This is a genomic window from Burkholderia sp. Leaf177, from assembly GCF_001424345.1.
Taxonomy (GTDB): Bacteria; Pseudomonadota; Gammaproteobacteria; order Burkholderiales; family Burkholderiaceae; genus Caballeronia.
Genome location: NZ_LMPF01000011.1, coordinates 1 through 19533, shown reverse-complemented (window position 1 = coordinate 19533; position 19533 = coordinate 1). Strand labels below are relative to the sequence as shown.

The window sequence follows — 19533 nt, the reverse complement described above, 5'->3', positions numbered from 1 at the left end:
AAACGCTAAGCAGCAAACGCCCGCGCGATGATCGCAGCAAAATCAAACCGCGCCGGCAACGTGCCGTACACGCGATTCGTGGCGCTATGTGCATCGCCGAGACGGGTTTCGATGAACGCCGCCGCCACATCCGCCGGCGCGTGCTGCGCCAGCAACACGCCTTGCGCGGTCAGCACGAGCTGCTGCGCGATCCGCCGCGCCGACGCTTCGCGCGAAGCCACATCGACCTGAAGCATGCCGAGCAGCGCGTTCAACGCGTCGCGCAACGCCGGATGTTCCTGCGCGACCGCGTGCCACGAATCCAGCAACGCACGCGCGGCCTCGGGTTCGCGCTCGATCGCCCGCAACACGTCGAGGCACATCACGTTGCCCGAGCCTTCCCAAATCGAATTCACCGGCGCTTCCCGATAAAACCGCGCCATCGGCCCTGTCTCGACGTAACCGTTGCCGCCCCAGACTTCCATTGCTTCGCCAGTGAATTCGAGCGCCCGCTTGCAGACCCAGAACTTCGCTGCCGGCGTCACGATGCGCCGCCACGCGCGCTCCTCGGCCGTCGATGAATTCTCGAATGCGCCCGCGAGCCGCATGAACAACGTGGTCGCTGCCTCGGATTCGAGCGCGAGATCGGCGAGCACGTTGCGCATCAGGGGTTGATCGACGAGCTTCGCTCCAAACGCACGCCTGTGCCGCGCGTGGTGGATCGCGTGGATCAGCGCGGCGCGCATCAACGCCGCGCTGCCGATCACACAATCGAGCCGCGTGAAGTTCGCCATTTCGATGATCGTCGGCACGCCGCGTCCTTCGTCGCCAATCATGACGCCGTAGGCATCGAGCAACTCGACTTCGCTGCTCACGTTCGAGCGGTTGCCGAGCTTGTCCTTCAGTTGCTGAATATGGACCGCGTTTTTGGAACCGTCGGGTGCGAAGCGCGGTACGTAGAAGCACGAGATCGGGCCTTTTTCATCGGCGCTTTCGGCGCTTTCGCCAGTCCTCGCGAGCACCAGATGCGCGTCGCATTGCGGCGCGGAGAAGAACCATTTATGGCCGATCAGCCGATATTCGCCGCCGCGTCCGCCCGCGCCTGACGCAACCGCGCGAGTCCGGTTGCTGCGCACGTCCGAGCCGCCTTGTTTCTCGGTCATGCCCATGCCGATCAGCATCGATTCCTTGCCGGCATCGAGCGGAATATCACGATGATCGTGCTTGCGAGAAAGCAACTGCGCCTGCAAGCGTGCGTAGAGCGCGGGTTCGTTTTGCAGGACGGGAATGCTCGCAAACGTCATGGTCAGCGGACACAACGATCCGCTTTCGAGTTGCGCGTGCAGGAAATATCCGGCGGCGCGCGCGGCCATGGCGCCCAGCCGCGGCGTGCCCGACGGACCGGCTTCGAACGGCAGCGCGTGCAAGCCTTGTTCGCGCAACATTGAAAGCAGCGTATGCCAGGCAGGATGAAACTCGATTGCATCGATACGCTCGCCACGCGCACTAAACGGATGGTGTTCAGGCGTATGCCGGTTGGCAAGATCCGCAAGCGCGATGACGTCGGGTTCCGTCAGCGCACGACCATCGCGGATGAGCGTTTCGAGATGCCAGCCCGCGCCTTCACGTTCGAGCGCGGCGCAAAGCGCCGGGTCGGTGGTCATCGCGTTGTAGCGCTCGAGCGGGGGCGCCTGGTTCGTGACTTCGTGGGTCTGGCCGTAGGTGGATGGGGTCATCGGTTACCTCCGTCGAAGGGAATATTTTGCGCCTAAAAGCTGCGCTTCGGATCGACCCGACTAAAGCGAGAGCCACTGAGAACTCTCTTAAATATTCTGTCTTGAGGTATTTCCGATTTTTAGTCGGAACTCCTTATCTCTTTAAACCCGAACCTATAATCGCCGATCCCATTCTGGGCGTTTGGCGACATCACGCAAGTAAGGAAAGGCAAATCAAATGAGCATTAACGTTATTCAGCTAGTACAGGGCGCTTTAACCGAAAGCGTGTTGCAGCAACTCGCCACAAAACTCGGCGTTGCGCCGGAAGCGGCAAAGCGCGTGGTCGGCATGATCGCGCCCGCAATGGTCGGCTCGCTCATGAACAAGGCGTCGTCGCCTGAAGGCGCGCGCGGTTTGTTCGCGTCCATCATGTCGCCGGATTCGAACGCGAACATCGTCGAGATGCTGCCACAACTCGTGCACGGCGACGGCTTGCAATCGCTGCTGGCAGCGGGAACGCGACTGGCTTCGGGCGTCGCTTCCGAAGAACGCATCAACGGACTGAGCAACGCAGTCGCCGCTAAAACCGGCGTGTCCGTAGGCGCTACGCACGCGCTGGGCGGCATTGTCACGACCGCATTGTTCGGCGTGCTGAAGCACTACTTCTCGAAGTCCGGCGGCAACGTCGGCCAGTTGCCCACGCTCCTCGGCCATCAGTTGCCAATGGTGAAGGCAAGCATGTCTGAAGACATTTCCAGCGCGCTCGGTCTTGGCGGCGCAGGCAATTTCCTGACGGGCGTGGCGGCGCAGTTGAAAGCGGTGTCGTCGCATCTGGAACATCCTTCAACGGCTGGCGGTTCTTCATCGGCGGTGAATTCATCGCTCGACAAGATTGTGATGGAAGAGAAGGCAGGATCGAAGAAATGGTGGTGGCTCGCGGTTGCTGCCGCGCTTGCATTGCTGGCCTTGCTGTTCGGCCGCAGCTGCACCAACCAGCAGCCCGTAACGGCCGCTCCCGCCGAAGCGCCTGTGGTGAACTCAACCCCGGCAGTCGCGGCATTGCCGGCTTCGGAACCTGCTTCGGCGCCCGCTGCCGTTGCCGCGCCCTTGCCGACCAAGGACGCCTTGCTGACGTTCACCGTCGACAAGCTCGGTGCACCGTCCATTCGTGCCACGGTTGGCAGCGAAGAAGAGAAGGCCAAGCTGCTCGCCGCATTGACGGCGAAGTTCGGCGCGGATCATCTCAACGCGACCATCGCGGTCGATCCGGAAGTGAAGCCAGCTAGCTGGCTGGACAAGCTCGACGGCCTGTTGCCGCTGATGCAATTGCCGGGCGCGGAAGCCAAATTGTCGGGTGAGAAGATCGAATTGAGCGGTACGGCGGCTGACGCACGCAATGGCTGGATGGACAAGCTCAAGTCGCTTTTCGGCGCAGGCTTCACCATTGGCACGTTCGACGTCAAGCAAGCAGTTGAGAGCGCGAAGGAATCGTTCATGAGCGCGTTTTCATCGCTGAACGATGATTGCGCTCCCGCCGACGTCGCCAAGGTGCTGAACCTGCAAGTCATCAACTTCCGTACTGGTTCTGACGTACCGCCGCAAGACGCGCAACTCGCGCTGGCGAAATCGGCGCAGATGTTGAAGGCATGCCAGGACGCCGGCAAGACGGTCAAGCTGAACGTTGGTGGTTATTCGGACAACGTCGGCCTGCCGAGCTCGAATCTGGCGCTTTCTAAGAAACGTGCTGAAGCAGTGCGCGCCTTCCTGGTCAAGCACGGTGTTTCCGCCGACGCTGTGACGGCACAAGGTTATGGCGACCAGCATGCAATCGCCGATAACTCGACGGCCAGCGGACGTTTCGCTAACCGCCGTATCGATTTCGCGATTCAAGAGTAATCGTGCGACCGGACGGGTTTGAGTTCGGTCGGTAAGCAGCAAAAAAACACCCGGTCGCGCGTGACGTGCGACCGGGTGTTTTTCATTGTGCTTTGATCAAGCGGCTATCTCGATGAAGCATCGCGCGCCTGCGCAGGAAACCGGGCTGCCGCGCCTTGCAGGAAGTCATCGCCGAGATTGGCCGGTAATGCCTTTCGTGCGACTTCCAGCCACGCGCGCGCCGCGTTCGATAAATATCCGTTGCGCCGCCAGCCAACCGCCATGTTCCAGTGAATTTCGGGATCGACCACTGGCCGGCATGTGAACGCATTGATATCCAGCCGGCGGCAGTACGGCGCTGGCAGCAGCGCAATGCCAACGCCGGCCTGCACCAGCGCCGCCATGAAATCCCAATGTCCGCTTCGGCTGACGATGGTCGGCGAGAAACCCGCTTCGCGGCATGCGTTGAGCACCAGATCGGACAACGCGAGACTTTCGCCGTAAAAAACAAACGATTCCAATGCCAGATCAGCGAGCGGCACGTCTGTCATCGCGTCCCAGCGCGAGCCTTTTTGCGCCACGAGCCATAGCAATTGCCGGCTGACGGGCATCACGTCGAAGGTAGCGAGATCGACGGGTTCCAGCACGCCACCGAGTTCCAGTTCGCCATCGATCAAAGCGGCTTCGATTGCTTTCGAACCGCGCTCGAACAGCTTCAGTTCCACCTTCGGATACCGTTTCTTGAACGCCGCGATGGCAGGCGTGAACAGCGATCCGCCCATTGGCGGGATGCCGATTGTGAGCGTGCCGCGTCCGAGTTTGCCGAGATCGTTGAGTTCGGCTTCGAGTTGCGCATGCGCCGCGAGGACTTCGAGCCCGCGCTGATAGACGATCTGGCCGGCGTCCGTCAGCACCATCTGGCGGCTTTCGCGCAACAGAAGCGGCGAGCCGATTTCGTCTTCGAGCGATTTCACCATCTTGCTGATGGTCGGCTGCGTGACGAACATCTTCTCCGCCGCGGCAGTGAAGCTTTTCTGCTTCACGACCTCCACGAAGTACCGCAACGATCGCAACTCCATACACGCCCCTTTGATTCCACCTTGGAATGCGGTCGATAAGTTTAAGTCATTTTAATTATGTTCAGACGCACGTTATATTCGACTACAGGTTAACCCTTATTTCATCGCATTCGTCTGCAGCAAGGTCCGCCATGATCGTTCTCGCCGCCATTTTGCCGTTTTCAAAATTTGTAACGCGCGGTCGCGCGCCCGCTGGCCGGTTCATGCGGATCGCGTTACAGAGCGCGGCGCTGGCGGGAATCTGGTTACTCGCGGATCTGGCCGCTCGCACGTTCCATTTGCCGGTTCCGGGCGGCGTGATTGGCTTGCTGGCGCTCCTTGCCCTTTTGTTCAGCGGCGGAATCGCGCCGCGCTGGATCAAGGCAGGCGCGGACTGGTTGCTGACCGACATGCTGTTGTTTTTTATTCCCGCCGCGGTCGCCGCCGTCCAGTACGGCGGCCTGTTCCGCGAAGACGGCTGGCGTCTCGCGCTGGTCGTGGTGTTCGGAACGCTGATGGTCATGATCGCGGTGGCGTTTGCCGTGGAACAAGCGTCGAAGTTAGAACGCCGGCTGGAACTGCGCCGAATCACGAGCGCTCGCCGGGCCGCTCGCGCCTGAGCTACATCGAACGAAACGCGCCGCAATGCCAGCCTTCCACGAATCCATTTCCGCCGATAACACCGCCGCCCTGATCGCGGCGGGTTGCTTCGTGCTGACGGTGGCGTTGTATTTTGCGCTCAAGCGCCTGTACGCCAGGTACCGGCGGCCGTTGCTTACACCCATGATCACTGTCCCGGTCGTGCTGGTGATCATCGTCATGGCGGCACGGATTCCCTACACCGTTTATTTCGCCGATACCCGCTGGCTGATGTGGCTGCTAGGCCCGGCCACCGTGGCTTTTGCCGTGCCGATCTTCGAATACCAGCATCTTTTGAAAAAGCATTGGCTGTCGTTATCGGTGGGCGTGACCGTCGGGATTCTGGTGGGCGTCGGCGGGTCGCTCGCGCTCGCAAAATTGCTGCATTTATCGCCGGAATTGCAGCGCAGCCTTTCCACGCGGTCGGTTTCCACGCCTTTTGCGCTCGCCGTTTCCGACAAACTTCACGCGCCCAAGGACCTCACCGCGTTGTTCGTGATTGCCACGGGCGTGGTGGGCATGCTTTTCGGCGAAGTCGTGCTGGCGCTCGTGCCATTGCGCGCCCGGCTTGCGCGCGGCGCACTCTTCGGCGCGGCCGCGCACGGCGTAGGCACGGCGAAAGCGCGCGAACTCGGCAGTGAAGAAGGCGTGGTCGCTAGCCTGACGATGATGATTTCCGGCGTTGTCATGGTTTTGCTCGCGCCGTTACTCACGTTTTTGCCGTTCTGATCTCGCCAATAGCACGCACCGCGCGCCATCCCAATTTGCTACAATCCCACTTCGCTTCGAGGAGCGTTGCGACGGTTTGTATCAATACACGGAAAACTTTCCGGAAAACCGCCAGGCTCGAAGCATTCAATCGGACGGAGCGACCAGCGCGGGTCATTAATCAAGCGCTTGTTGAACCACCGCATCGAACGGCGCTCACGTCAAATTTCTATGTTTCTTTTTAGAAAGGAGGGCGTGATGAACGCCGCAGTTCTCGATTCAAAAACCAATCAAGATTTCCTCGTCGCCGATATGTCTCTTGCTGCCTGGGGCCGCAAGGAACTGAACATCGCTGAAACGGAAATGCCCGGCCTCATGCAAACGCGCGAGGAATACAAGACGCAACAGCCGTTGAAGGGCGCGCGTATTGCCGGATCGCTGCACATGACCATTCAGACGGGCGTGCTGATCGAAACGTTGACGGCTCTCGGCGCGGACGTGCGCTGGGCGTCGTGCAACATCTTTTCGACGCAGGATCACGCTGCGGCCGCCATCGCTCAGGGCGGCGTGCCGGTGTTCGCCTTCAAGGGCGAATCGCTCGATGAATACTGGGAATTCTCGCACCGCATCTTCGAATGGCCGAACGGCGAATTCGCCAACATGATCCTCGACGACGGCGGCGACGCCACGTTGCTGCTGATCCTGGGTTCGAAGGCCGAAAAGGACCGCTCGGTCATCGCCAAGCCGGAAAACGAAGAAGAAGTCGCGCTGTACAAGTCGATTGCGGCTCACCTCGATATCGATCCGACGTGGTATTCCAAGCGCCTCGTGCACATTCAAGGCGTGACGGAAGAAACGACGACGGGCGTGCATCGTCTGTATCAGATGGAAAAGGAAGGGCGCCTGCCGTTCCCGGCCATCAACGTGAACGATTCGGTCACGAAGTCGAAATTCGACAACTTGTACGGTTGCCGCGAGTCGCTGGTCGACGGTATCAAGCGCGCGACCGACGTGATGATCGCGGGCAAGATCGCGGTCGTTGCAGGTTACGGCGACGTGGGCAAGGGTTGCGCGCAATCGTTGCGCGGTCTGGGCGCGACGGTTTGGGTCACGGAAATCGACCCGATCTGCGCGTTGCAAGCGGCTATGGAAGGCTATCGCGTGGTCACGATGGAATATGCCGCCGATAAAGCCGACATCTTCGTGACGGCAACGGGCAACTTCCACGTGATCGGCCACGACCACATGAAGGCGATGCGCAACAACGCGATTGTTTGCAATATCGGTCACTTCGATTCGGAAATCGACGTTGCTTCCACGCGCCAGTACACGCGGGAAAACATCAAGCCGCAAGTCGATCACATCATTTTCCCCGATGGCAAGCGCGTGATCCTGCTGGCCGAAGGGCGTCTGGTGAACCTGGGTTGTGCAACGGGCCATCCGTCGTTCGTGATGTCGGCGTCGTTCACGAACCAGACGATCGCTCAGATCGAATTGTTCGTTCACGGCGACAAGTACGAAAACAAGGTTTATGTCTTGCCGAAGCACCTTGATGAAAAGGTCGCGCGTCTGCATCTGGGACGTATTGGCGCTGAACTGACCGTGCTTTCCGACTTCCAGGCGAAGTACATCAGCGTGGACAAGATGGGTCCGTTCAAGCCGAACCATTACCGCTATTAATCGTTAGGCCGCGCATGGGTTTTTCAAGGCCCATGCGCTTCTGACTTCAAGTTCCAGGAGACCATCGATGTCCGTGTTGCTGACCTGGCTGATCAACGCGCTCGCGTTGTTGATCATCACTTACCTCGTGCCATCGATCCACATTCGCAGTTTCGGCACCGCGTTGATCGTGGCGATCGTCCTCGGGCTGATCAATACATTCCTGCGTCCGATCCTGGTGCTGCTCACATTGCCGGTGACCATTCTCACGCTCGGGCTTTTTATCCTGGTCGTGAATGCGTTGTGTTTCTGGCTGTGCGCGTCCTTGCTCAAGGGTTTCGAGGTATCGGGTTTCTGGTCGGCGTTCATCGGCTCGATTCTTTACAGCATCGTGTCCTGGCTGCTGTCCGCGCTGATTCTCGGTCAGCGCACCTTCGGGTAACGCGTCGAACACGCGTACCCGGCTAAAGATCATCATGAAACCGATCGAACTCTCATTCGAGTTTTTCCCGCCGAAAACGCCGGAAGGAATCGAGAAATTGCGCGCTACCGGCGCGCAGTTGAAGACGCTCAATCCGAAGTTCGTCTCCGTGACGTTCGGCGCGGGCGGCTCAACGCAGCAAGGCACGCTCAATACCGTTCTCGAGATGATGAAGCAAGGTCTCGAGGCGGCGCCGCATTTGTCGTGCATCGGGTCGTCGAAGGAAAGCTTGCGCGGCATTCTGGGCGCGTATCGCGAGCATGGCATTCGGCACATTGTCGCGTTGCGCGGCGACTTGCCTTCGGGCATGGGCGAAGTCGGCGAGTTGCGATATGCGTCGGAACTCGTCAGCTTTATTCGCGCCGAGCATGGCGACTGGTTCAACATCGAGGTCGCGGCGTATCCGGAATATCACCCGCAAGCGCGTTCGCCGAAGTCCGATCTCGACAACTTCGTGCGCAAGGTGCAAGCGGGCGCGAACTCCGCGATCACGCAGTACTTCTTCAACGCGGACGCGTATTTCCGTTTTGTCGATGAAGCCAGAAAGCTCGGCGTGGATGTTCCTATCGTGCCGGGCATCATGCCGATCACGAATTTCTCGCAGCTAATGCGCTTCTCGGAGATGTGCGGTGCGGAAGTGCCGAAGTGGATTGCGCGTCGTCTGGAAAGTTTCGGCGACGATAAGGAATCCATCCGCGCTTTCGGACTGGATGTGGTGACAGGTTTGTGCGAACGGCTTGTGAAGGAAGGCGCGCCCGGGCTGCATTTTTATACGCTGAACGGCGCGGCCGCGAGCAAGACTATTTGTGAGCGGTTGAAGTTGTTGGGATGAATGCACAAGGGCCGTGCGGCAGCTTTCGCACGGCCCTTGACTGCTCTATCGCGCGATTTTGAGGAGTGACGCCGAGGAATTCCAATAAATCAAATGGCCGTGAGCACGTTGTCTCTGTAACCGCTACTCAACAAAGCATGCTGCCGAGCAGTCTTGCTTCAGGGTATTGACGTCCAATCCCGTTGAGCAAACTGCGTATAGCGGCTAATCCAATGCCAACACGACACGGCGTGTACGTGCCGTTTTCTTCTCCATCTTTGCGACCCGCACCACACCTACTTCTGACGTGCTGGCTACGTGAGTTCCCCCGCAAGGCTGCAGATCCGTACCATCGATTATCACGAGACGAACTCGCCCGGTTCCTGCAGGCGGCTTCACATTCATGGTTCGGACAAGCTCTGCGTTGGCTTCGAATGTTTCGTCGCTCATTGTGCTGGTCGATACCATCGCTCCCTTTTCAACGAGTTCAGCCAGAGCAGCATTGATGCTGTCACGCGACAGCGTATCCGTAGTAACAAAATCGAGGCGGGCATGTTCCGCGGTGATGCTGCAGCCATCGATCGGGAATGGAACGATCGAGCAGAGCAAATGTGCCGCCGTGTGCAGGCGCATGTGCCGATACCGGCGCTCCCAATCTATCTGCGCATGGACACGCTGGCCTACAACAAACCTTTCCAACACTGAATCTTGGTCCTGATCTGGAATGTGAAGTGCTTCGTCCGGCCCCGCTCCGTCGAATATTGCCAGACGTGTATCTGCGATACGCAATCGAGTTCCGTCGTCCAGAATCAGATAGCCGGTATCTCCTGCTTGCCCACCGCCCCGCGGATAAAAAACCGTTTGATCCAAGAGCAGGCCGTTGCTGTCGGCGCGAATAACGTGCGCTTCACAGTGCCTCATATAGGCATCCTCACGAAACAATGCTTTAGTTTTCGTCACAACATCTCCAATGGTTTCATCGATGGCCAGCTTGTGGACCGGTCGCGAGGTGCGGTTGCTGAGCATCTCGGGATGAGATGCTTGTCACGAAGGCAGTAATCCGCGAAGACCGTCGGTTATCAATTGTCAAAATCTTTGTCATGCCGCAGTTATCCTCAGTAATCCATATTTTCTAAGTTGACCCGTTTTAATTTCTGCCATTCGGAATACCATGCAGGTTAATTCGAGGTTGACATGACAGTCAAAGGAAGTATTGACACCGTTTCAATTTGTCGAGATCTGTTGGCTAGCGGCGTGGGCGTCAAGTACAAACGGCTGGCAAAGGCCATTGAAGAGGCCATTCGAGTCGGTTCTATCCGGGCGGGTGACAAGCTGCCACCTCATCGCATCCTTGCTGACAAGATCGGGGTCACTGCCGGGACCGTAAGTAATGCGTACGCTGAACTGGAACGCACGGGATTGGTGGTAGCGCGGGTCGGCGACGGCACGTTTGTTCGTAAGCGCGACCAAGAACGCAGCCGGGATGCCGGTTTTCACAATTTTCCTGGCGCGCCCGATCGCTTCCACGATATGAGCCATAACATGCACATACCGGGTGTTGAGGCCGACTTGCTTGCGCTCACCCTAACGCAGATTGCCAAGGATCCCGAACGGCTGCAGGAGTTGCTCCTATATACACCGGAGGCGGGAATATTACGACACCGCCAAGCTGGCGCAAAATGGCTCGCCCACGGTAATTTTCAGCCATCGCCGGAACAGATTGTCTGCGTGAACGGGAGTCAGCATGGTTTGCTCGCGGTGCTCATGGCAACGATGCGCGCGGGCGACACGCTGATCACGGAACAGCTTACCTATCCGGGATTGATCAGTGTATCGCGCTTGCTCGGCATCAAGCTCATGGGCGTTGAGGTGGACAAGGAAGGGCTGTTGCCCGCATCACTCGACGAACTTTGTCGCGCGCATCGGATCAACGCTCTGTATTGCACGCCAACGATCCAGAACCCGACGACAGCGTTAATGTCCCTCGCTCGCAGGGAGGTGATTGCACAGCTTTGCCGCGAACACAACCTCCTTATCATTGAAGACGAAACGCATGCCGTGCTAATGCGGGAGCGTCCGCTACCTATCAGTTACTTTGCCCCGGAGCGGGGTGTTGTCATAGGTAGTCTGAGCAAGGCAGTTGCCGCGGGTCTTCGGGCAGGCTACGTGCACATGCCCGCGGCCATGGTGAGCCGCATGACCGCAGCAATCCGCAACTCCTGCTGGATGGCAACCCCGTTGAGCCTCGAAATTGCAAATGTCTGGATTGACGACGGCACGACATTTAGGCTGCTAGACGAGCAGACGAAGGAGATCGAGCGGCGCAAGACGCTGGTTATGGGACAGCTTGAAGGTATGACCTATCGCACGCACCAGTTCAGCCCGCATTTCTGGATCGACGTTCCCGCACCTTGGCGCGCTTCCGAAATCGACAGGAATCTGCGTCAGCGAAACCAGGTAGTCGCCACGGCAGAAGCGTTCAGCGTAAGCCGCGGCACCTTCCCTGAATGCATACGCATCAGCGTCAGCAATGCATCGAGCGGAGACGGGATTTTACGCGAGGGCTTTGCGGCACTGGCGGACGTAATGCGCAACGGCGCCGAACCGCTCATGGGCATGGTTTTGTGAGAAGACACGGGCGGTGCTACGCCATGATTCTCATGCAGCCGGCGCGAACTCGGCGATCACGCAGTACTTCTTCAACGCGGACGCGTATTTCCGTTTCGTCGATGAGGCCAGAAAGCTCGGCGTGGATGTTCCTATCGTGCCGGGCATCATGCCGATCACGAATTTCTCGCAGCTGATGCGCTTCTCCGAGATGTGCGGCGCGGAAGTGCCGAAGTGGATTGCACGTCGTCTGGAAAGTTTTGGCGACGATAAGGAATCCATCCGCGCTTTCGGGCTGGATGTGGTGACGGGTTTGTGCGAACGGCTTGTGAAGGAAGGCGCGCCCGGGCTGCATTTTTATACGCTGAACGGCGCGGCCGCGAGCAAGACAATTTGCGAGCGGTTGAAGTTGTTGGGCAAGTAATATTTCAGGTGTACCCGCGCGGCGTTCGTCGCGCGGTTCTTGTTTTCCCATTTTATCTAGCGTTGACGCCCGGTTAAACCAGTACCCAACATAAAGCGGTTAAACGCGAATTAATCGATATCCAATATCATTTGGAAAAGACCTGGATATCGGGTAATTAGGCTTTTAAGCAACGACTATTTAAAATCAGAGCGATATCGAATAAACATTGGTTTGAGCAGTCGGCAGATTCGAGATTCCTCCGCCACGAGAACGTCCGCGTAAGCCGTAGGCTTCCTGGCCGCTCGAGACCTCGGCTCGCGGATTACTATCACGCTCCGTCATACCCTATTACCAGACACGTTCCCTCCGATAATTTCGTCGCCTTGTTCCTCCCGGCAAAGCTCAGTAATATCGCGCTACGCCGGTTTTAGCCGGCACAAGACCTGGAGGAAACATGAAGAAAATTGGCCTGTTGCGAGCTGCCCATCTGTCGATGGCCGTCAGCGCCGCCATCGCGGCATCGCTCGTAACCGCGAGCGTCGCTCATGCGGCACCGATTCCGAACAAAACGCTCGTCTACTGCTCAGAAGGCAGCCCGGCCGGTTTCGATCCCGCGCAATACACCACCGGCACCGATTTCACCGCGAACACGTTCACGGTGTTCAACCGCCTCGTCGAGTTCGAGCGCGGCGGCACGAAAGTAGAACCGGGTCTCGCTGAAAAGTGGGAAGTATCGTCCGATGGACTAACGTACACGTTCCATCTGCGTCACGGCGTGAAGTTCCAGACCACCTCGTTCTTCAAGCCCACGCGCGAATTCAACGCGGACGACGTGCTTTTCACGTTCAACCGCATGCTCGATCCGAATCAGCCATTCCGCAAGGCGTATCCGGCATCGTTCCCGTATTTCACGGACATGGGTCTCGACAAGCTGATCACGAAGATCGAAAAGGTCGATCCGTACACGGTCAAATTCACGCTCAAAGAAGTGAACGCACCATTCATTCAGAATATGGCGATGGAATATGCATCGATCCAATCGGATGAATATGGCCAGCAATTGCTGAAAGCCGGCAAGGCGTCGGACATTAATCAGCAACCGGTTGGAACGGGTCCGTTTATTTTCCGCAGCTATACGAAAGACGCGACCATTCGTTTCGATGGTAATCCTGATTACTGGAAAGCCGGCGCCGTCAAAATCTCGAAGCTGATTTTCTCCATCACGCCAGACGCCGCCGTTCGCGTGCAAAAGCTGAAGAGCAACGAATGCCAGGTGATGAGTTATCCGCGTCCCGCTGACATCGCGCCGCTGAAAGCCGATTCCAATCTCGACACACCATCGTCAGCGGGCTTCAACGAAGGGTACGTCGCGTACAACGTGACGAAGAAGAACGTCGATAACGTCGATGTCCGCCGCGCGCTCGACATGGCGATCAACAAGAAAGCGATCATCGAATCGGTGTACCAGGGCGCGGGACAAGCCGCGATCGCGCCGATGCCGCCAACGCAATGGTCCTACGACAAGAACCTGAAGCTCGCGACCTACGACACCGCCAAAGCCAAGGCGCTGCTCGCGAAGGCCGGTTTCCCGAACGGTTTCGAGATGACGTTGTGGGCCATGCCGGTCCAGCGTCCGTACAACCCGAACGCGCGCTTGATGGCCGAGATGATCCAAGCTGACTGGGCGAAGATCGGCGTGAAGGCGAACATCACATCGTACGAGTGGGGCGAGTACATCAAGCGCGCTCACGCAGGCGAACACGACGCCATGCTGATCGGCTGGACGGGTGACAATGGCGATCCGGACAACTGGCTCGGCACGCTGCTCGGTTGCGATGCCGTCAACGGCAGCAACTTCTCGCACTGGTGCTACAAGCCGTTCAACGACTTGGTGATCAAGGGCCGCAACACGTCGGACCAGGCGCAGCGCACGCAGGCTTATACGCAGGCGCAGCAGATTTTCGCCGATCAACTGCCGTTCTCGCCGATCGCCCACTCGACTGTTTATCAGCCGACAAGCAAGAAGGTGACGGGCATGAAGATCGAGCCGCTGGGTTACCTGCGTTTCGATGGCGTCGGCGTGCAGTAATCTTTTAGCGGTACGCTTCTTGCACGAAAACTATAACTAGTCGAAAAGGTCCGGCGACAAGGGTCACAAGCCCGCGTCGCCGGTCGCATTTTTCCTCCCCAAAGAGACGAACCATGTTCCGATTCGTTCTGCGACGCATAGGCATGGTGATTCCGACGTTTATCGGCATCACGATCCTGGCTTTCGCACTCATCCACCTGATCCCGGGCGATCCCATTGAAGTCATGATGGGCGAGCGCGGCGTGGACCCGGCAATGCACGCCGAAGCCATGAAGCGCCTCGGGCTCGACCTGCCGCTTCCTGTTCAATATTTCCACTATGTCGGACACGCGCTGAAAGGCGATCTCGGCATGTCGATCATCACCAATACCAGCGTGATGGGCGAATTCCTCGGCCGCTTCCCGGCCACTCTGGAACTCGCTTTCTGCGCGATGATCTTTGCGCTCGTCGTCGGCCTTCCCGCCGGCGTGGCCGCTGCGCTCAAGCGCGGCACGGTTGTCGATCACGGCGTCATGGGCACGGCGCTCACGGGTTATTCGATGCCGATCTTCTGGTGGGGCTTGATCCTCATCATGTTCTTCTCGGCGAAGCTGGGATGGACGCCGGTATCCGGGCGTATCGCGGTGGAATACGACATTCCGCATCGCACGGGCTTCATGTTGTGGGACGCACTTTTCTCCGACGACGAAGGCGCGTTCAAGTCCGCCGTCAGCCATCTGATCTTGCCGACTATCGTGCTGGGCACCATTCCGCTGGCGGTGATCGCGCGGATGACGCGTTCTTCCATGCTCGAAGTCTTGCGCGAGGACTACATTCGCACGGCGCGCGCCAAAGGTCTTGCGCCCGGACGCGTGGTGATCGTGCATGCGTTGCGTAACGCGCTGATTCCCGTGGTCACCGTGATCGGCTTGCAAGTCGGCACGCTGCTCGCGGGCGCCGTGCTGACGGAGACGTTGTTCTCGTGGCCGGGCGTTGGAAAGTGGCTGATTGATGCCATCAGCCGCCGCGATTATCCCGTCGTGCAGGGCGGTATCCTGATGATCGCGACGCTCGTCATTCTTGTGAATCTAATCGTCGACTTGTTGTACGGCGTGCTGAATCCGCGCATTCGCCATACGAGGTAAGCCGATGGCCGACATTCAAAACAATCCTGGCGCGTTGGCGCCCATCCCAGGCGGCCGCACGCTGGCGGCACGCGAATTCTGGGCGAACTTTTCACGTAATCGTGGCGCGGTCGTGGCTGGCGCGATCGTGCTGATTCTCGTGTTTATCGCGATCTTCGCGCCGCTGATCGCGCCGCATAGTCCTATCGAGCAATATCGGGACAACGTCAAGATTCCGCCAGCGTGGCTCGATGGTGGCAACTGGCGTTTCGTTCTCGGCACCGACGAAGCCGGCCGCGACATCCTTTCGCGTTTGATGTACGGCGCGCGGCTGTCGTTCTGGATCGGCTTCGTGTCGGTGGTGCTGGCGCTGATTCCGGGCATCGTGCTCGGGTTGATCGCGGCGTTTTTCCAGAAATGGCTCGATACACCCATCATGCGCATCATGGACGTGCTGCTTGCGTTGCCTTCGCTGTTGCTGGCGGTTGCGGTGGTCGCGATCATCGGGCCGGGGCTGGTCAACACGATGCTTGCCATCGCGATCGTTGCGTTGCCGGGTTACGTGCGTCTGACGCGCGCCGCGGCGCTCGGTGAGTTGCAGCGCGAATACGTGACGGCGTCGCGCGTGGCTGGCGCTGGCACCGTGCGTCTGATGTTCTCGCAAGTCTTGCCGAACTGCGCCGCGCCGTTGATCGTGCAGGCGACGCTGGGTTTTTCATCGGCGATCCTGGATGCCGCCGCGCTCGGCTTTCTCGGCCTCGGCGTTCAGCCACCGGCAGCGGAATGGGGCGCCATGCTGGCGTCGGCGCGGGATTACATTGAAAGCGCGTGGTGGATCGTGACCATGCCCGGCTTGTCCATCCTGATTTCGGTGCTCGTCATCAATCTGCTCGGCGACGGTTTGCGCGACGCGCTCGACCCCAAACTCAAGCGGATGGCGTGACCATGGAAGATCTCCTCACTATTCGAAATCTCGCGGTCAGCTTCAACGGCTTGCCGGCTGTCGATCGCATCGATATTTCCGTGAAACCCGGCGAAGTGGTCGGCGTTGTCGGCGAATCGGGTTCCGGCAAAAGCGTCACGATGATGGCCTTGATGGGTCTGATCGACGCACCCGGAATCGTCACCGCCGATCAGGTCACGTTCAACGGCATCGATTTGTTGAAGGCGTCGGCGCGGCAACGCAGGAAGATCATCGGCAAGGACATTGCAATGGTTTTTCAGGACGCGTTGTCCAGTCTGAATCCGAGCTACACGGTCGGATATCAGATCAAGGAAGTCTTGAAGCTGCACGAAGGTTTGCGTGGATCGAAGCTACATCAACGCGCGCTGGAACTGCTCGATCAGGTCGGCATTCCCGATGCCAAAAGCCGTATCGATGCTTTCCCGCATCAAATGTCGGGCGGCATGAACCAGCGCGTGATGATCGCGATGGCCGTGGCGTGCAACCCGAAACTCCTGATCGCCGATGAACCCACGACCGCGCTCGACGTCACCATCCAGGCGCAGATCATGGAGTTGCTGGTGAAGTTGCAGAAGGAACGCGGCATGGCGCTCGTGCTGATTTCGCACGATCTCGCCGTTGTCTCGGAAGTCGCGCAACGCGTGGCCGTAATGTACGCGGGCGAGATCATCGAAACGAATCACGTGCCTACGATCTTCAGCGAGCCGCATCATCCGTACACGGAAGCGTTGCTCGCCGCGATTCCCGAGCACAGCCGCGGCGCCGAGCGTCTCGCGGCGTTGCCAGGCATGGTGCCGGGCCGTGACGATCGTCCGGTCGGATGCCTGTTCGCGCCACGCTGCAAATATGCCGTCGAAGATTGCCGCAAGGCGCGCCCGGCGCTCTTTCAACTCGCTCCGAACGATCCCGCTGTGCGCGCGCGCTGCATCAAGCCGCTGAACATGGAACTCGTGGCAGAACACGGAGGCGCGCAATGAACGCAGTTCCTCGAGTAGCGGCTCAAGATACGGTCCTCGTCGCCGATAAACTCACCAGGCACTACAGCGTCAAGCGCAGCATGTTCGCGCAAGGCACGGTGAAGGCGCTGAACGGCGTATCGTTCTCGCTCCAGCGCGGCAAGACGCTTGCGGTAGTCGGCGAATCGGGCTGCGGCAAATCGACGCTGGCGCGCCAGTTGACGATGATCGAAGCGCCTACATCGGGCCGATTGTTGATCGATGGCGAAGATGTGGCGGACGCGAATCGCGCGAAGATTGCGGATTTGCGGCAACGCGTGCAGATGGTGTTTCAGAATCCGTTTGCGTCGCTGAATCCGCGCAAGACGGTCGAGCAAACGCTCGGCGAGCCGCTCGCGATCAACACGAAGCTGACCGCGAGCGAGCGCGCCGAGCGCATTGCGCACATGATGCGCACGGTCGGTTTGCGGCCGGAACATGCCGCGCGGTATCCGCACATGTTCTCGGGCGGTCAGCGCCAGCGTGTTGCAATCGCGCGCGCGATGATCCTCGACCCGCAGATTCTCGTCGCCGATGAACCCGTGTCCGCGCTGGATGTATCGATTCAGGCGCAGATCCTGAATTTGTTCATGGATCTGCAACAACAATTCGGGACGAGTTATGTGTTCATCTCGCACAACTTGTCGGTGGTGGAACATATCGCCGACGACGTCATGGTGATGTATTTTGGCGGTGTTGCCGAACTCGGGGACAAAGCAACCATTTACGCACGGCCGCGTCATCCATACACGCGCGCGCTGATGTCGGCGACGCCTGCTTTGTTCGAAGAAGACCGGCGCATCAAGATCCGGCTGCAAGGCGAAATGCCGTCGCCGCTGAACCCTCCATCAGGTTGCACATTTCATCAGCGCTGCCCGTATGCAATCGATAAATGCCGCGTGGAAGAACCGGCGCTGCGTTTCGTCGATGGTCGGCACGTCTCGTGTCACCGCGCCGAGGAGGTCGGGGAGATCGATGCCTGACACGACGGCGGCGCGGCAGGTCGCGTGCCGCCTGGCTGTTTTGGTCGTCGTGATGGCTTCGTGTTGTCCGGCGCCTGCTTTCGCCTTGACCGGCGTCGCGGCGCCGCCTACGCCATCGGCGGCGCCTTCCGCTTCATTGCCCGGTTTGCGTGTGCCATCGCCGCGCCCCGCAGCGCCCGATATCACCGACCGTTCCGACGGCACCACCGCCAGCGGCCCGGTCCGTGCGCAACCGGCGCATATGCCGTTCTATGTCGCCACGCGCGGCCAGACCACCATCTATTTGCTCGGCACGCTGCATGTGGGTTATGCGGACGATTACCCGGCCAGCATGCCGTTTCGAAAGCCGATACTCGGCGCGCTGGATGCATCGCCGACTCTTGCGCTCGAAATCTCGCCCGATGACCTGCTTGTATCGCAGGATGAAGTCAGCAAGTACGGCACGTGCCGCGTGCCTTGCCTGCAGCGCGCGTTGCCCGATGCGCTCTGGAAACGTCTCGAGGCGCGCTTGCGCAACAATCCCGCCATGTTCGCGGATATCAGCCGGTCGCGTCCGTGGCTTGCGTCGATGCTGGTTGAAACCATCGATACGATCAAGGCCGGTTTCGAGACCGAATACGGTTCCGAGACGCAATTGCAGAACGTGTATTTGCGGCCGCGCGGACGCGTGGTTGGTCTTGAGACGATCGGCGAGCAGTTATCGGCGTTCACGCGGCTGACGCAGGCGCAGCAGCGCGAAATGCTCGCGCAGGATCTGGCGCAGACGCCGGCGGAGAATGTCGCGGATGTGAAGGAGTTGCATCGTTTATGGCGCATTGGGGATGCTGATGCGCTGAAGGCTTGGGACGATGCCAAGACGGAAAAGATCGCACGGTCGAGGGCGCTTGCAGCGCAGATCGATAACCGTTTGGTGTATGACCGGAATTATCGGTTTGTTGCGAGGGCGGTGCTGCTGGCGGCACCGAATAAGCCGATTTTTGTTGCTATCGGCGCGTTGCACTTGGGGGGGAAGCGGGGGGTGCTGGAGTTATTGCGCAGGCGCGGGTTTTTGGTTGAACCGGCATAGGAGGTGGGGTTTTGTTCGCGCTTGGGGGCGGTCGGGGGAGTTTTATGCCGGGTTGTTGCTGCTTAGACCTTCGCGGGTTCTGTCTTTGTTGTTCTCTTTAGCACTGTTAGCCACTGTCCGTGGCAGGACTTCATTTTCACGAGGTTGGACGCTGACGCTTGAGCGGTTGTTTGTTGCGGTCGGGGTTGGTGCCGGGTTGCTGCTGCTTAGGCCTTCGCGGACTCTGTCTTAACTGACTTCTTTATCACTATTAGCCACTGTCCGTGGCGGGACTTCATTTCTTTGTCCAACGGCTGTTTAGACCGGAGACATGGTTGACACTTGTACGGGGACATAGCTGACACATTTTCATAGTGAGGTCGGGGGCTGGTTCAGGTCAAGTTCCATCACCCGG

16 protein-coding genes, 1 pseudogene and 1 riboswitch are annotated in these 19533 nt (G+C 59.0%); of the genes and pseudogenes, 14 read left to right on the top strand and 3 right to left on the bottom strand.

Annotated elements, in window-relative coordinates; all coding sequences use genetic code 11:
• Positions 1-5: 5 nt before the first annotated feature.
• The gene (locus ASG35_RS10700; RefSeq protein WP_056356377.1) at positions 6-1715 is read right to left on the bottom strand and encodes an isovaleryl-CoA dehydrogenase; all 1710 of its coding nucleotides are present in this window, start codon (positions 1713-1715) and stop codon (positions 6-8) included.
• A 217-nt stretch (positions 1716-1932) separates the two neighbouring features.
• On the opposite strand from ASG35_RS10700, the gene ASG35_RS10695 reads away from it, so the two are divergent.
• Complete coding sequence (locus ASG35_RS10695; protein ID WP_056356375.1) at positions 1933-3591, top strand: OmpA family protein; 1659 nt, start codon at positions 1933-1935, stop codon at positions 3589-3591.
• A 104-nt stretch (positions 3592-3695) separates the two neighbouring features.
• On the opposite strand, the gene ASG35_RS10690 is transcribed toward ASG35_RS10695, so the two are convergent.
• A complete protein-coding gene (locus ASG35_RS10690) occupies positions 3696-4649 on the bottom strand; it encodes a LysR family transcriptional regulator (RefSeq protein WP_056356374.1) in 954 nt (317 codons plus the stop codon).
• 131 nt (positions 4650-4780) lie between these two features.
• Between ASG35_RS10690 and ASG35_RS10685 the strand changes: the two genes are divergently transcribed.
• The 5 genes from ASG35_RS10685 (at position 4781) to metF (ending at position 8947) form a co-directional block, all read left to right on the top strand.
• Positions 4781-5248 (top strand): CidA/LrgA family protein, encoded by a 468-nt coding sequence (locus ASG35_RS10685; protein WP_056356371.1) that lies wholly within the window; start codon positions 4781-4783, stop codon positions 5246-5248.
• Positions 5249-5273: 25 nt separating this feature from the next.
• On the top strand, positions 5274-5996 hold the full coding sequence (locus ASG35_RS10680; protein WP_056356368.1) for an LrgB family protein: 723 nt from the start codon (positions 5274-5276) through the stop codon (positions 5994-5996).
• Positions 5997-6048: 52 nt separating this feature from the next.
• Positions 6049-6200, top strand: a riboswitch (S-adenosyl-L-homocysteine riboswitch).
• Positions 6201-6233: 33 nt separating this feature from the next.
• Complete coding sequence (gene ahcY / locus ASG35_RS10675; protein WP_056356445.1) at positions 6234-7655, top strand: adenosylhomocysteinase; 1422 nt, start codon at positions 6234-6236, stop codon at positions 7653-7655.
• A gap of 67 nt (positions 7656-7722) precedes the next feature.
• Positions 7723-8076 (top strand): phage holin family protein, encoded by a 354-nt coding sequence (locus ASG35_RS10670; protein WP_056356367.1) that lies wholly within the window; start codon positions 7723-7725, stop codon positions 8074-8076.
• 34 nt (positions 8077-8110) lie between these two features.
• On the top strand, positions 8111-8947 hold the full coding sequence (gene metF, locus ASG35_RS10665; protein ID WP_056356365.1) for a methylenetetrahydrofolate reductase [NAD(P)H]: 837 nt from the start codon (positions 8111-8113) through the stop codon (positions 8945-8947).
• 204 nt (positions 8948-9151) lie between these two features.
• Here metF and ASG35_RS10660 read toward each other — a convergent pair whose 3' ends face one another.
• The gene (locus tag ASG35_RS10660; RefSeq protein ID WP_056356443.1) at positions 9152-9847 is read right to left on the bottom strand and encodes an alanyl-tRNA editing protein; all 696 of its coding nucleotides are present in this window, start codon (positions 9845-9847) and stop codon (positions 9152-9154) included.
• 273 nt (positions 9848-10120) lie between these two features.
• On the opposite strand from ASG35_RS10660, the gene ASG35_RS10655 reads away from it, so the two are divergent.
• From ASG35_RS10655 to ASG35_RS10620, 8 genes and pseudogenes are all read left to right on the top strand, one after another.
• A complete protein-coding gene (locus ASG35_RS10655) occupies positions 10121-11554 on the top strand; it encodes an aminotransferase-like domain-containing protein (protein WP_056356364.1) in 1434 nt (477 codons plus the stop codon).
• Positions 11555-11591: 37 nt separating this feature from the next.
• A pseudogene (locus ASG35_RS10650) lies at positions 11592-11957 on the top strand (methylenetetrahydrofolate reductase); the annotation flags it as partial.
• A 436-nt stretch (positions 11958-12393) separates the two neighbouring features.
• On the top strand, positions 12394-14028 hold the full coding sequence (locus ASG35_RS10645; RefSeq protein ID WP_056356362.1) for an ABC transporter substrate-binding protein: 1635 nt from the start codon (positions 12394-12396) through the stop codon (positions 14026-14028).
• Positions 14029-14141: 113 nt separating this feature from the next.
• Positions 14142-15152: an ABC transporter permease subunit gene (locus ASG35_RS10640; protein WP_056356360.1), complete on the top strand. Its 1011-nt coding sequence runs from the start codon at positions 14142-14144 to the stop codon at positions 15150-15152.
• A gap of 4 nt (positions 15153-15156) precedes the next feature.
• Positions 15157-16074 carry an ABC transporter permease subunit gene (locus ASG35_RS10635; RefSeq protein WP_056356358.1) on the top strand — a complete coding sequence of 306 codons (918 nt, stop codon included), beginning with the start codon at positions 15157-15159 and terminating at the stop codon, positions 16072-16074.
• A gap of 2 nt (positions 16075-16076) precedes the next feature.
• The gene (locus ASG35_RS10630) at positions 16077-17072 is read left to right on the top strand and encodes an ABC transporter ATP-binding protein (protein ID WP_056356356.1); all 996 of its coding nucleotides are present in this window, start codon (positions 16077-16079) and stop codon (positions 17070-17072) included.
• Positions 17069-18073 carry a peptide ABC transporter ATP-binding protein gene (locus ASG35_RS10625; protein ID WP_056356354.1) on the top strand — a complete coding sequence of 335 codons (1005 nt, stop codon included), beginning with the start codon at positions 17069-17071 and terminating at the stop codon, positions 18071-18073. Before ASG35_RS10630 ends, ASG35_RS10625 begins: the two co-directional genes overlap by 4 nt.
• Entirely contained in the window at positions 18066-19139 is a 1074-nt protein-coding gene (locus ASG35_RS10620) for a TraB/GumN family protein (protein ID WP_056356353.1), read from the top strand. The genes ASG35_RS10625 and ASG35_RS10620 overlap by 8 nt, the downstream gene beginning before the upstream one ends.
• Positions 19140-19533: the final 394 nt, after the last annotated feature.

Bases quoted from the DNA above. Each gene is read 5' to 3' on its own strand.
- ASG35_RS10700 (WP_056356377.1), bottom strand. From the start codon at position 1,715: ATGACCCCATCCACCTACGGCCAGACCCACGAAGTCACGAACCAGGCG.
- ASG35_RS10695 (WP_056356375.1), top strand. From the start codon at position 1,933: ATGAGCATTAACGTTATTCAGCTAGTACAGGGCGCTTTAACCGAAAGC.
- ASG35_RS10690 (WP_056356374.1), bottom strand. From the start codon at position 4,649: ATGGAGTTGCGATCGTTGCGGTACTTCGTGGAGGTCGTGAAGCAGAAA.
- ASG35_RS10685 (WP_056356371.1), top strand. From the start codon at position 4,781: ATGATCGTTCTCGCCGCCATTTTGCCGTTTTCAAAATTTGTAACGCGC.
- ASG35_RS10680 (WP_056356368.1), top strand. From the start codon at position 5,274: ATGCCAGCCTTCCACGAATCCATTTCCGCCGATAACACCGCCGCCCTG.
- ahcY (WP_056356445.1), top strand. From the start codon at position 6,234: ATGAACGCCGCAGTTCTCGATTCAAAAACCAATCAAGATTTCCTCGTC.
- ASG35_RS10670 (WP_056356367.1), top strand. From the start codon at position 7,723: ATGTCCGTGTTGCTGACCTGGCTGATCAACGCGCTCGCGTTGTTGATC.
- metF (WP_056356365.1), top strand. From the start codon at position 8,111: ATGAAACCGATCGAACTCTCATTCGAGTTTTTCCCGCCGAAAACGCCG.
- ASG35_RS10660 (WP_056356443.1), bottom strand. From the start codon at position 9,847: ATGAGGCACTGTGAAGCGCACGTTATTCGCGCCGACAGCAACGGCCTG.
- ASG35_RS10655 (WP_056356364.1), top strand. From the start codon at position 10,121: ATGACAGTCAAAGGAAGTATTGACACCGTTTCAATTTGTCGAGATCTG.
- ASG35_RS10645 (WP_056356362.1), top strand. From the start codon at position 12,394: ATGAAGAAAATTGGCCTGTTGCGAGCTGCCCATCTGTCGATGGCCGTC.
- ASG35_RS10640 (WP_056356360.1), top strand. From the start codon at position 14,142: ATGTTCCGATTCGTTCTGCGACGCATAGGCATGGTGATTCCGACGTTT.
- ASG35_RS10635 (WP_056356358.1), top strand. From the start codon at position 15,157: ATGGCCGACATTCAAAACAATCCTGGCGCGTTGGCGCCCATCCCAGGC.
- ASG35_RS10630 (WP_056356356.1), top strand. From the start codon at position 16,077: ATGGAAGATCTCCTCACTATTCGAAATCTCGCGGTCAGCTTCAACGGC.
- ASG35_RS10625 (WP_056356354.1), top strand. From the start codon at position 17,069: ATGAACGCAGTTCCTCGAGTAGCGGCTCAAGATACGGTCCTCGTCGCC.
- ASG35_RS10620 (WP_056356353.1), top strand. From the start codon at position 18,066: ATGCCTGACACGACGGCGGCGCGGCAGGTCGCGTGCCGCCTGGCTGTT.